Origin of the sequence: Streptomyces sp. NPDC046712, assembly GCF_040645695.1 — a bacterium.
GTDB lineage: Bacteria > Actinomycetota > Actinomycetes > Streptomycetales > Streptomycetaceae > Streptomyces.
In genome coordinates, this window is sequence record NZ_JBEYYW010000018.1 from 63,569 (window position 1) to 75,606 (window position 12,038).

The 12,038-nt window shown below is 71.8% G+C and carries 10 protein-coding genes; 7 read left to right on the top strand and 3 right to left on the bottom strand.

What is annotated here, in order from left to right:
- Positions 1-81 precede the first annotated feature (81 nt).
- Complete coding sequence (locus ABZ939_RS23200) at positions 82-867, bottom strand: class E sortase (protein ID WP_361858279.1); 786 nt, start codon at positions 865-867, stop codon at positions 82-84.
- A gap of 217 nt (positions 868-1,084) precedes the next feature.
- Positions 1,085-1,792 carry a helix-turn-helix domain-containing protein gene (locus ABZ939_RS23205; protein WP_361858282.1) on the bottom strand — a complete coding sequence of 236 codons (708 nt, stop codon included), beginning with the start codon at positions 1,790-1,792 and terminating at the stop codon, positions 1,085-1,087.
- Positions 1,793-1,889: 97 nt separating this feature from the next.
- On the opposite strand from ABZ939_RS23205, the gene ABZ939_RS23210 reads away from it, so the two are divergent.
- Positions 1,890-3,524, top strand: a complete 1,635-nt coding sequence (locus ABZ939_RS23210; RefSeq protein ID WP_361858285.1) for an amidohydrolase — start codon at positions 1,890-1,892, stop codon at positions 3,522-3,524.
- Positions 3,525-3,526: 2 nt separating this feature from the next.
- On the opposite strand, the gene ABZ939_RS23215 is transcribed toward ABZ939_RS23210, so the two are convergent.
- Positions 3,527-4,612 carry a LacI family DNA-binding transcriptional regulator gene (locus ABZ939_RS23215; RefSeq protein WP_361858288.1) on the bottom strand — a complete coding sequence of 362 codons (1,086 nt, stop codon included), beginning with the start codon at positions 4,610-4,612 and terminating at the stop codon, positions 3,527-3,529.
- A 130-nt stretch (positions 4,613-4,742) separates the two neighbouring features.
- Here ABZ939_RS23215 and ABZ939_RS23220 point away from each other — a divergent pair, with 130 nt between their 5' ends.
- The 6 genes from ABZ939_RS23220 to ABZ939_RS23245 all read left to right on the top strand — a co-directional run bounded on the left by ABZ939_RS23220 (position 4,743) and on the right by ABZ939_RS23245 (position 11,896).
- Positions 4,743-6,377: an ABC transporter substrate-binding protein gene (locus tag ABZ939_RS23220; protein ID WP_361858291.1), complete on the top strand. Its 1,635-nt coding sequence runs from the start codon at positions 4,743-4,745 to the stop codon at positions 6,375-6,377.
- Positions 6,374-7,327 carry an ABC transporter permease gene (locus tag ABZ939_RS23225; RefSeq protein WP_361858294.1) on the top strand — a complete coding sequence of 318 codons (954 nt, stop codon included), beginning with the start codon at positions 6,374-6,376 and terminating at the stop codon, positions 7,325-7,327. Before ABZ939_RS23220 ends, ABZ939_RS23225 begins: the two co-directional genes overlap by 4 nt.
- The gene (locus ABZ939_RS23230; protein WP_361858297.1) at positions 7,324-8,202 is read left to right on the top strand and encodes an ABC transporter permease; all 879 of its coding nucleotides are present in this window, start codon (positions 7,324-7,326) and stop codon (positions 8,200-8,202) included. Before ABZ939_RS23225 ends, ABZ939_RS23230 begins: the two co-directional genes overlap by 4 nt.
- Positions 8,199-9,188 carry an ABC transporter ATP-binding protein gene (locus ABZ939_RS23235; protein ID WP_361858300.1) on the top strand — a complete coding sequence of 330 codons (990 nt, stop codon included), beginning with the start codon at positions 8,199-8,201 and terminating at the stop codon, positions 9,186-9,188. The genes ABZ939_RS23230 and ABZ939_RS23235 overlap by 4 nt, the downstream gene beginning before the upstream one ends.
- Before the next feature lie 56 nt (positions 9,189-9,244).
- Positions 9,245-10,036, top strand: coding sequence for an ATP-binding cassette domain-containing protein (locus ABZ939_RS23240; protein WP_361858566.1), 792 nt, complete (start codon positions 9,245-9,247; stop codon positions 10,034-10,036).
- A 288-nt stretch (positions 10,037-10,324) separates the two neighbouring features.
- Positions 10,325-11,896: a pectate lyase gene (locus ABZ939_RS23245; RefSeq protein ID WP_361858303.1), complete on the top strand. Its 1,572-nt coding sequence runs from the start codon at positions 10,325-10,327 to the stop codon at positions 11,894-11,896.
- The last annotated feature ends 142 nt before the right edge of the window (positions 11,897-12,038 follow it).

The following is a 12,038-nucleotide window of genomic DNA, read 5'->3' on the forward strand; positions in this document are numbered from 1 at the left end:
TGTTGGGCGCCGGCGAGGCCATGAAGGGGCTTCCTTCTCAAAACCCATTGAACTAGTCCCTTCGCTTTCCTCGCCCTCGACTTACGCCGGCCGGGTCGCGGTCAGGACGCCTATCTTGTCTATGCGGTGTTCCGGGTTGTTTTGGGCGTCCCGCCAGAAGTTGCCCGCCGCGTTGTCCTCCGGCGTCGCGCAGGTGGAGAGAGTGATCATGGCTCGGGTGGGCTTCTCGCCCGGCTCACCCGGCACCGCGGCGCGCTGCTCGGCGAGGGAGCGGGCGGAGCGGAAGGACGTCTCCCGCGTATCGGTGATCCTGTACTCGTAGACGGTGTCACCGAAGGTGACGAAGACCTTGTCGCCCACGTCGACCGCGGGCAGGTCGCGCAGGGGGCCGCCGGCGGACAGCCGGTGGGCGGTCACCAGATAGTTGCCGATCTCGCCCGGGCCGACGCCGCCGCGCTTTCCATAGGGGCTGGCGGCCACTCCGCGGTCCTGTATGCGGGTGCCCGCCCGGTCGTCGGTCGTCCCTTCATAGGGCACGACGGTCAGCTTCTCGACGCCTATCGACGGTATGGCCATCACCGCGGCACGGGACCGCTTGCTCGGGTCGGGCTCGGGGGCCTGCGGCGAGGGGGCCGGGGGCACCGCCGGTGACGTGGACGCGGAGCCCGCGGGTGCCGTGGGGGGCGTACCGGACGTGGTGGCCGCAGCGGACGTGGTGGCCGTCCCTGACGTCGTGGCCGCACCGGACGCGGCGGCCGTACCGGACGTGGTGGCCGCACCGCCCGCGCCGTCCGCCGCCGAACAGCCGACGAGCACGGCGGTGACGGTCACGGCAAGGGCGCAGCAGGCGCCTCGGAGTCTCTGCATGGCCTTCCGGAGGGGTACTCGACAGTCGTCAGCTGCCAGAACGCCGGAAATCGAGCACGTATTCCCGGACGAAAGGTGCGTCTCCGACGATCAGCGGCCGGCTGCTCGGCCCCGGACTCGTCGAACAGACCCGCCGCCGACGCCGAAGCCGACGGTTCGCCGCCGGACACCGACCGGCCCCGGCACCCGGTCACGGATCACCGCGACACCACCGACGTCAGGCCCGACGCCCCGGCAGCCGTGCCGCCGCCGCGTCGAGCGTCAGCTCCAGGGCGAAGGGGTAGCCGCTGGACCGCATCTCCTCGGCGAGCAGCGGCAGCGTCGCGGCGATGTTCGGATGCGTGGCCGCCGGCAGTTCGCCGTACGCGGCCAGCCACACCGCCTCGTCGGCCTCGCGCGCCGGTTCCGGCAGGGCGAGCGCGGCGGCGTCCAGCGCCGCGAACGCCAGCGCCTGGTCGATGAAGGCGTGGTAGATGGGTACCGCCATCGCGTCGGGGAAGCCCGCACCCCGCAGGATTCCGAGGATCCTCTCCACCGCCGCCGTCTCGTGGACGCGGCCGGTCGTGCGGTGTGCCGCGAGCAGGGCCACCTGCGGGTTGGCCAGGTAGACCGCGTGGACCCGGAGTCCCATCTCGCGGAGGTCGGCCCGCCAGTCCCCGGTGGGTTCCCAGCCCTCCTGCGCGCGCCCCACGAACTCGTCCGCCAGGGCCAGCAGCAGGTCGTCCGTGTTGCGGAAGTACCGGTAGAGGGAGCTGGGGTCCGCACCCAGGGCGGCACCCAGCCGCCGTACCGACAGGGCATCCGCGCCGTGCTGCGCGACCAGCCGCAGGGCGGTCTCGATGATCAGCCGCTCCGACAGGACCGCGCCCTGCTTGGTGGGCCGCCGGCGCCGCCGCTGTCCCTCGGGGACCACTCGCTCGACCATGGGCGCACCTTATGACAACGCCATTGACATGTAAATGCTCCGCCCAGTTGCATGGCCGTTCACCACGCCCCTCCCTTTTCTCGCTCTGGAGCGCCCCATGACCAAGGCCGATCTGGTCTTCACCCATGGCCCCGTCCACACCGGTGATCCCGCCCGAACGCGGGCGAGCAGCCTGGCCGTCACCGGGGAGCGCATCACCGCCGTCGGCCACGACGACGTACACGAGCTCATCGGTCCCGACACCGAAGTCGTCGACCTGCGGGGCAAGTTGCTCCTCCCCGGCTTCCAGGACTCGCACGTCCACGCCGTGTTCGGCGGTACGGAGCTGGCCGAGTGCGATCTGACCGGCACGGTCGGCGTCGAGGACTACCTCACCCTGGTGAGGGAGTTCGCCGAGGCGCACCCGGACCGCCCGTGGATCACCGGCGGCGGCTGGTCGATGGAGAGCTTCGAGGGCGGCCTGCCCACCCGGCAGCTCCTCGACTCCGTGGTCCCCGACCGGCCGGTCTATCTCATCAACCGTGACCATCACGGCGCCTGGACCAACACCCGCGCCCTCGAACTCGCCGGGCTCACCAAGGAGACCCCCGACCCCGCCGACGGGCGCATCGAACGCGAGGCGGACGGCACCCCGAGCGGCACCCTGCAGGAGGGCGCCACCGCCCTGGTCTCCCGGCTCGTCCCCCCGAGCACGGCCGCCGACCGGCTCGCCGGTCTGCTGCGCGCACAGGAGCTGCTGCACTCGCTCGGCATCACCGGCTGGCAGGACGCCATGCTGGGGATGTACGGCGGCAACCCGGACCCCTCCGACGCGTATCTCGCCGCCGCCCGGGCGGGGACCCTCACCGCCCGGGTCAACGGGGCACTGTGGTGGGACCGCGACCGGGGGGCGGAGCAGATCGAGGAACTCCTCGCGCGGCGCGAGCAGTTGAACCACGGGCGGTTCCGGGCCGGCTCGGTGAAGATCATGCAGGACGGCGTCGCGGAGAACTTCACGGCCGCCATGACCGCCCCGTACCTGGACGGCTGCGGCTGCGCCACCGCCAACTCGGGCCTGAGCTTCGTCGATCCGGTGGCGCTGCGCTCGTACGTCACCCAGCTCGACGCCCTCGACTTCCAGGTGCACTTCCACGCGCTCGGGGACCGTGCGGTGCGGGAGGCGCTCGACGCCGTCGAGGCCGCGCTGGAGGCCAACGGCCGGCGCGGAAACCGCCACCATCTCGCCCATCTGCAGGTCGTGCACCCGGACGACATGGAGCGCTTCGCGCGGCTCGGCGCCATCGCCAACATCCAGCCGCTGTGGGCCGCGCACGAGCCGCAGATGGACGAGTTGACGATTCCCTTCCTCGGGCCCGAACGGGCCTCCTGGCAGTATCCGTTCGGCTCACTGCTGCGCGCCGGGGCCACCCTGGCGGCGGGCAGCGACTGGCCCGTCAGCAGCCCCGACCCGATCGCGGGCATCCATGTCGCCGTGAACCGGAAGGAGCCCGGCACCACCGACCCGCGGGTCTTCCTGCCGGAGCAGCGCCTCGACCTCACGACCGCCGTCGCCGCGTACACCGCGGGCTCGGCGCATGTGAACGGACTCGACGAGACCGGCACGCTGCTCCCCGGCATGCTCGCCGACCTGGTGGTGCTCGACCGCGACATCTTCACCGGCCCGCCGGAGGAGATCGCCGAGGCGCGGGTGCTGAGCACCTACGTCGGCGGCACGCAGGTGCACTCCGCCTGATGTCACACCGACACGGTCCCGCCCGACCCGCCTCCGTGCCGCGAGGACTCGCGCACCAGGAGGCGGGTCGGCACCAGGACGCCCGACGGCTGCTCGTCGCCCTTCTCCAGGGCGCGTACGAGGAGCTCGATGCCGGCCTCGGCGATCTCCCAGGGCTGGAGGCTCAGCGTCGACACCGGAGGGTCGGAATGCGCGGCGGTCGCGTCCTCGCTCACGCACACCACGAGCAGGTCACGGGGCACGTCGTAGCCATGGCGGCGGGCCGCCTCCAGGACGAGCGGCGGGCTCAGTTCGGCGACCACGAAGAGCGCGTCGGGTCGCTCCGCGGCGGCCAGCGCGTCGTCCACGGCTCGTACGACCGGCCCGTTGCCGGCGTCGGCGGCCAGGGCCACCCTGGGTGTGTCGCCGTGCGCGGCGCACCAGTCGCGGTAGGCGGAGAGGACGCCCTGATGGAAGCGGGTGGTGCTGTCGGGCAGGACGATCGCGGTCCGCCGCGCGCCCTGCTCCCGGAGGTGGTCGAGGGTCTCGCGGACCGCCGCCCCGGCGTCGACGTCCACCCAGTGCGCCCCTGTCCTGCCGGCGACCGACGCGTCGCTGAAGACGGGGATGCGGGCGGCGAGCAGGTCCTCGACGACGGCGTCGTCGGCGACCGGATCGGCGACGATCACCGCTTCGAACGGCAGGTCGGCCCACTCGCTCTGCAGTGAGCCCGCGGGCAGCATCACCAGCGCGTATCCGCGCCGGAGCGCCGCCGCGGCGGTGGCGCTGGTCAACTGGGCGAAGTACGGCGACTCCAGGTAGGCCCACGGCCGTCCCGCGAACTCCCCCACCACGTAACCGATCAACCGGGCCCGTCCCGCGCGCAGTTGTCGCGCGGTGGCGTTGGGCCGGTATCCCATCCTGCGCGCCGTCTCCCTGGCCTTCTCCCGTACGGCCGGGGAGAGCCGCCCCGTGCCGTTGAGGGCGGCCGAGACGGTCGTCTTGGAGAGGCCCGCCTCGCGGGCCACATCGACGAGACGCACGCGGGGCGGAGCGGGGCGCGAGGGGGTCGGCGAGGCGTGCCCGCCGCTGCCGGGAGCTTCGGTCATGGACTGATGCTGCCACCCCCGCGACCTCGGCAAAACCGTTCCCGCAAAGCCTTGTGCGGGAACGTTCCCGCATCAATACTCGCTCCATCCCCCAGCGCCCGTCACTACACCCGTAAAGGGGTGGGTCTCCTTGCGCCTGTCCAGAGCCACCGCACTGCTCCTCTGTACCGCCGCCGTCGCTGCCACCACCGCCGGCTGTTCCGGCGCCACCGGAACCGGATCCGGCGGCGCCGCCGCCTACACCGTCACCCCGACCTCCCCCGCGGCGAAGGGAGCGCTCGACTCCCTCACCTGGTCGCTCTACGCGGAGCCGTACACGCTCGACTACGCGCTCGCCTACGACTACCCGCCCAACACCGTGCTCGCCAACGTGTGCGAGCAGCTGCTGCGGGTCACCCCCGACCTGAAGATCGAGCCAGGGCTCGCCGTGAAGTACGCCAACCCCGACCCGAAGACCTGGGTGTACACCCTGCGCTCCGGCGTGACGTTCCACGACGGCACCACCATGACCGCCGACGACGTGGTCGCCTCCCTCACGCGCCACATGGACCCGGCCACCGGCTCCCCGTGGGGCTCCGCGTTCAAGAACGTCGCCGCCATCACCAGGAGCGGGCCGCTGGAGGTGACCATCAAGCTCGACAAGCCGGACGTCCTGCTCCACGAGCTGCTGGCCGCCTCCCCCGGCACCGTCGAGAGCGCCGCCTTCCTGAGGAAGGCGGGCAAGGACTACGGCGGCCCGAAGGGGAAGGTGAACTGCACCGGCCCGTACGCGCTCGACAGCTGGGCCCAGGGCGACAGCCTCACCCTCAAGAAGCACCCGGCGTACTGGGACTCGTCCCTGGCGCCGAAGACCGGCACCGTGAAGTTCACCTTCATCGAGGACCCGGCCGCCCGTACCAGCGCCTTCCTGTCGGGCACGGCCGACGGCGGGTACATGGTGCCCTCCTCCTCGCTGGCGCAGCTGCGGAACACCCCCAAGGGGAAGGTGTACTTCGGCCCCAACACGGCGGCGGCCGATCTCGCCGTCCTCGACTTCAAGGGCACACTCGGCGATCTGAAGGTCCGGCAGGCCCTCTCCATGGCCCTCGACCGGAAGAACATCGTCAAGGCCGCGGCCGGCGGCGTCGGCGTCCCCGCTAAGGCGCCCACCGCACGCGGCGCGTGGGCCCTCGCACCGGAGAGGACCGACGCCTACTTCAAGGCCCTGCCCGATCCGGTGTACGACGTGGCCGCCGCGAAGAAGCTGGTCGCCGAGGCCGGTGCCACCGGGCGCAAGGTCACCCTCGTCACGAGCACGCTCGCACCGGAGATCAGCGTGGTGGCCAACGCCGTCCAGGCGGCCGGCAAGCAGATCGGCCTCGACGTCCGGCTGAAGGCCGTCGCCCCGGAGGAGTACAGCAGCATCTTCGTCGACCCGAACGCCCGCAAGGGTCTCGACCTGGTCATCACCAACGGGTACGACAACACGCCCGACCCGCTGGAGTTCTACCAGTACCTGCGCACGGGCGACTTCGGGAACTACGGCAACTGGTCGAACCCCGAGTACGACGCCGCCTTCGACCGGGCGAACGCGGAGCCCGACCCGGCCCGCCGGTCGGAACTGACCGCCGAGCTCCAGAAGATCGCCGTGCGCGAGCTCCCGATCATCCCGCTGTACGAAGCCCCGTACTCGGTCTTCCTCGGCAGCCGCGTCACGGGCGCCCCGACCGGCATCGCCCAGCTGTACTACCCGTGGGCCGCGACGATCGGGGCCGCACAGTCATGACGCGCTATCTGGCGGGCCGGCTCCTCGGCCTGGCGACGGTGCTGCTCGTGACCTCGGTCGTGGTCTTCGGCACCGTGCATCTCGCACCAGGCGACCCGGTGTCCTTCCTGCTCCACGGCCGGCCCGCGACCCCGGAGGCGGTCGCGGCGCTGCGCGCCCAGTACCACCTGGACGACCCCCTTCCGGTCCAGTACGCAAAGTGGCTCGGCGGGGTGCTGCACGGCGACTTCGGCCGCTCCTCTCAGTTCCACCAGGACGTCGGCACCCTGATCGGCTCACGCCTGCCGGGCACGGCCGTGCTCGTCGGATACGCGGCGCTGCTGGTCGCCGTCCTCGGCGTCTCCGCGGGCGTGCTGGCCGCCCTGCGGCCCGGCGCGGTGGACCGCGCGGTGCTGCTCGGCACCGGGGTGGCCACCGCGACCCCCTCGTTCGTCAGCGCCATCGCGCTCGTCTCGCTCTTCTCCGTCCAACTGGGCTGGCTCCCGGGGCCCGGCGGCACGCCCGAGGGGTTCACCGACCGGATGTACCACCTGACGCTGCCGGCCCTCGCCCTGGCGATCACCTTCGCCGGCCTCCTCGCGCGGGTGACCCGATCCGCGATGCTGGACGAACTCGGGCGCGAGCACGTCGAGGTGGCGCGCGCCCGTGGCGTCGCGGGCGGCGCCGTGGTCCGCCGGCACGTGCTGCGCAACGCCCTCGGACCCATCGTCACGGTCGGCGGCACCATGCTCGCCGGCCTGCTGATCAGCACGTCGATCGTCGAGACCGCCTTCAACGTCTCCGGCATCGGCTCGCTGCTCGTGCAGTCGGTGACGGCGAAGGACTTCGCCGTCGTCCAGGCGATCACCCTGCTCAGCGTGACCGCGTTCGTCGTCGTCAATCTCGTCGTCGACCTGCTCGTTCCGCTGATCGACCCCCGGCTGTCCCTCCACGGGGAGGCGTCCCGATGACCACCACCCTCTCCCCCGCGTCCGGCACGCTGCGCCGCCGCCCCGGAGTGCGCGCGCTGCGCGTTTTCGGCCAGGGCCCGCTGTTCACGGCCTCCGTCGTCGTCCTGGCCGCACTCGTCCTGGTCGCGGTGCTCGCTCCCGTACTCGCCCCGTACGACCCCGAAGCGCTCGACCTGTCGGCGAGCCTCGTGGGCACCGACGGCGACCATCTGCTCGGCACCGACCAGTCGGGCCGGGACATCCTGTCGCGGCTCCTCCACGGCGCCCGGACCGGACTTCTCGGACCGCTGCTCGTGGTCGGCGTCTCGACCCTGCTCGGCACACTGCTCGGCACGGTCGCCGCCTGGCGCGGCGGCTGGGCGGACGCCCTGCTGTCCCGGTCGATGGACCTGGCCTTCGCGATCCCCGGACTGCTGCTCGCGATCCTGCTGGTGGCCGTCCTCGGCTCGGGCATGACCGCCCCCGTGATCGCCATGGCCGTGGCGTACACGCCGTACGTGGGGCGGCTCGTGCGCGGGATCGCCCGCCAGGAGAAGGCCCGCCCGTACATCGAGTCGTACCGGGTGCAGGGCTGGTCGGGCTGGACGATCTGTCTGCGCCACCTCCTGCCCAACATCGCCCCGACGGTGTTCGCGCAGTCCGCGATGAACTTCGGGTACGCACTGATGGACCTGGCCGCGCTGTCCTTCCTCGGCTTCGGTGTGCAGCCGCCCACGGCCGACTGGGGAGCCATGATCAACGAGGGTCAGTCGGCCCTCCAGCAGGGGGCGATGCTGCCGGCGCTCGCGCCGTCCGCCTGCATCGTCATCGCCGTGGTGGCGTTCGGCATCGTCGGCGAGGGGCTCGCCGACCGGATCGCGAAGCGGGATCGATGAGCACCATGAGCAAGCAACACATGCCCGTTCTGGAGGTCGACGGACTCGGTGTCCGTCTGCCGGGCGGACAGGCGGCCCGGCCCATCCTCGACGGCGTCACCCTCCGGGTCGCGGCCGGCGAGACCGTCGGTCTGGTCGGCGAGTCCGGCTCGGGCAAGTCGGTCGCGTGCCGCAGCGTTCTCGGCCTGCTGCCCGCCGGCGCGCGGACGTCCGGTGAGGTACGGGTCGGCGGCCGCGACGTCCTGGCCATGGACCGCGCCGAGCTGACCCGGATGCGGGCCCGGCAGGTCGCCATGATCTACCAGGACCCGCGCGCCTCGGTGAACCCCCTGCGGCGCGTGGGCGACTTCCTCACCGAAGGGCTGCGGGGCGCCGGCACGCCCGCCGCCGCGGCGCTCGCACGGGCCGAGGAACTGCTCGACGCCGTCGGCGTCCGCGATCCCCGGGGCGCGCTGCGCCGCTATCCGCACCAGTTCTCCGGTGGCATGCTCCAGCGCGTGGTCATCGCGGCGGCGCTCGCCGGAGAGCCCGAGCTGTTGGTCGCCGACGAGCCGACCACCGCGCTCGACGTGACGACGCAGGCGGAGATCATCGCGATCCTCACCCGCCTGCAGGCCGAGCGCGGCACCGGGATGCTCTTCGTCACCCACGACCTGGAGCTGGCATCGGCGATCTGCGACCGCGTGTACGTGATGTACGCGGGCCGGATCGTCGAGACCAGGGGCACCGACGAACTCTTCGACCGTCCACGCCACCCGTACACGGCGGGGCTGCTCGCCTGCACGCCCCGTATCGAGGCCGACGCTCCCGCCCCACGGCCCGTCCCGGGCCGGCCCGTCTCCCTCGCCGAGGCCCCGCCGGGGTGCGCCTTCGCGGCGCGCTGCGCCCACGCGCAGCCGCGGTGCGCGGTGGAGTCACCCGTCCTGGCACGCCACGGCGACGGTCTGGCCGCCTGCCACCGTGCCGACGAAGGGATCGCACTGTGACCGGAACCCACGAGGAACTCGTCGTCGAAGGACTGCGCAAGCGGTACGGGGACCACATGGCGGTGGACGACGTGTCGTTCACCCTGGCGCCGGGTGCCTCCCTCGGCATCGTCGGCGAGTCCGGCAGCGGCAAGACCACGACGGTGCGGATGCTCGTCGGCCTCGAGCGGCCCGACGGCGGCACGGTCCGCATCGGCGGGCGCGACCGTTCGGCGCCCGCCCGCAGGCGGGCCGAGCGGCTGGCGCGCGCCCGCGAGATCCAGATGGTCTTCCAGGATCCGTACCTCTCCCTCGATCCGCGCGTGACCGTGGGGCGGTGCGTCGAGGAGGTGCTCAGCCTCCACTTCCCGATGGCGGCCGAGGCCCGGCGGGCCCGCGCCGTCGCGCTCCTCGACCAGGTCGGGCTCGGCGAACGGGAGGCGGCGGCCCTGCCGGGCAGGCTGTCGGGCGGTCAGCGTCAGCGGGTGGCGATCGCCCGCGCGCTGGCCGCCGAACCGCGGGTCCTCGTCCTCGACGAGGCCGTGGCTGCGCTGGACGTGTCCATCCAGGCGCAGGTGCTCGAACTCCTCGGCACCATCCGGCGCGAGATGGGCATCGGCTTCCTCTTCGTGACCCACGACCTCGCCGTCGTCCGGCACATCACCGACGAGGTGATGGTCCTCCGGGCGGGACGGGTGGTCGAGGCGGGCCCCACCGCCGAGGTCCTGGACGCTCCCGCCCACCCCTACACACGCCTGCTGCTCAGTTCGGTCCCCCGCCGCGGCTGGGACCCGGCGCTCTCGTCGGCCGGCCGCCGCGAGCTCGAACGGTCGGGGGAGGACGGGACGGCGTCGCGGATCACCAGGTAGGTCGTGCAGTGACCGCCGCGGCCGAGGTCATGCACTGACCGCCGCCGCGGCCGAGGTCATGCAGTGAATGCTGCCGCCGAGTTCCGCCCCGACGACGGTTGGTTCGGCCCTCGCCCACGGCGCTGACGACAACTTCCTTGAGAAATAAGGACGTTGAGCATGTCGGGGTCGACCGGAGCCTTGCCGATCCGATGGACGCCACCCTATTGTCGCCGGGCAGAAAGCGCTTTCTGAACCGGAGCCGCTCCGCGACCCCGCCCGCATTCGGCAATGCATGAGGAGACCAGGATGAGACGACCCGTCGCAGTACGACTCTGCGCGGCTTTGGCCACAACGGCCGTGGCGGCCGCGGCCGGTGCGGTGCTGTCGATGCCCGAGGCATCGGCGGCGACCGGTGGCGCCACCGGATACGCGACCCAGAACGGTGGGACCACCGGCGGAGCGGGCGGGCAGACCGTGCGGGCCACCACCGGGACCGCGATCCACGCGGCCCTGTGCGGGCGGGCCACCAACAGCACCCCGATCACCATCGAGGTCGAGGGAACCATCGACCACGGCAACACCAGCAAGCTGTCGGGTGACAGTTGCAACACCGCCGACGGCGTGATCGAGCTCAAGCAGATCAGCAACGTCACGATCGTCGGGGTCGGCGGCGGAGCCGTCTTCGACCAGGTGGGCATCCACATCCGCGACGCCTCCAACATCATCATCCAGAACGTGACCGTCCGGAACGTCAAGAAGTCCGGCTCGCCCACGTCCAACGGCGGTGACGCCATCGGGATGGAGAGCAACGTCCGCAACGTCTGGGTGGATCACACCACCCTGGAGGCGTCGGGCGGCGAATCGGAGGGGTACGACGGCCTCTTCGACATGAAGGACAACACCCAGTACGTGACGCTGTCGTACAGCGTCCTGCGCAACTCCGGCCGCGGCGGACTCGTCGGATCCAGCGAGAGCGACCTGTCGAACAGCTTCATCACGTACCACCACAACCTGTACGAGAACATCGACTCCCGCGCGCCCCTGCTGCGCGGCGGCACGGCCCACATGTACAACAACCACTACGTGAAGCTCAACGAGTCCGGCATCAACTCCCGGGCCGGAGCTCGCGCCAAGGTGGACAACAACTACTTCGAGGACTCCAAGGACGTCCTGGGCACCTTCTACACCGACGCGGCCGGCTACTGGCAGGTCGGCGGCAACATCTTCGACAACGTGACCTGGTCCAGCCCCGGTGCCGAGAACAACCCCGCCGGCCCCGACCCGCAGTCCAACACGACCGTCGCCATCCCTTACCCGTACAGCCTCGACCAAGCCGGGTGTGTGCCGAACGTCGTGAGCCGGACGGCAGGAGCGAACAAGGGGCTGCAGGTGTCGAACGGCGACTGCTCGCCGCAGACACCGGCACCGACCACCCCCACACCCACCACACCCACGCCGAGCCCCACCACACCCACGCCGAACCCGACCACCCCGGGGCCGACCCAGCCCGGCGGAACCAACCTCAGCATCGGGGCCGGCTCCGACGGCTCCGGCAAGGCGGACGGGACGAGCTACGGCAACGTGCGGGACGGTGACATGAGCACCTACTGGTCGCCGGCCGGCGCGACCGGTTCCGTCTCGATCAAGTGGGGCACCGCCACCACCGTCTCGGCGATCAACATCCGGGAGGCGGCGGGCTCGGTGGGCAGCATCGGGTCCTGGAGGGTGGTCAACGCCGACACCGGCGCCGTCCTGACCACCGGCAGCGGCGCCGGCGTCATCACCTTCCCCCGGACCGCCCTTAACAAGATCACCTTCGAGATCACGAGCTCGACCGGCACGCCGAAGATCGCCGAGTACGAGACCTACGCCCAGTAGGGACGCGGTACCCGGCGCCCACTGACCTCGCCGAGGGGCTGACCGGGGAATTCTGTGCGGCGGCTCCGGCCCAGGGGTTGACCGGAGCCGCCACAGAGCACCCGCGCGAAAGCGCGGCGCGTACCGTCGAAACACGAGGGCC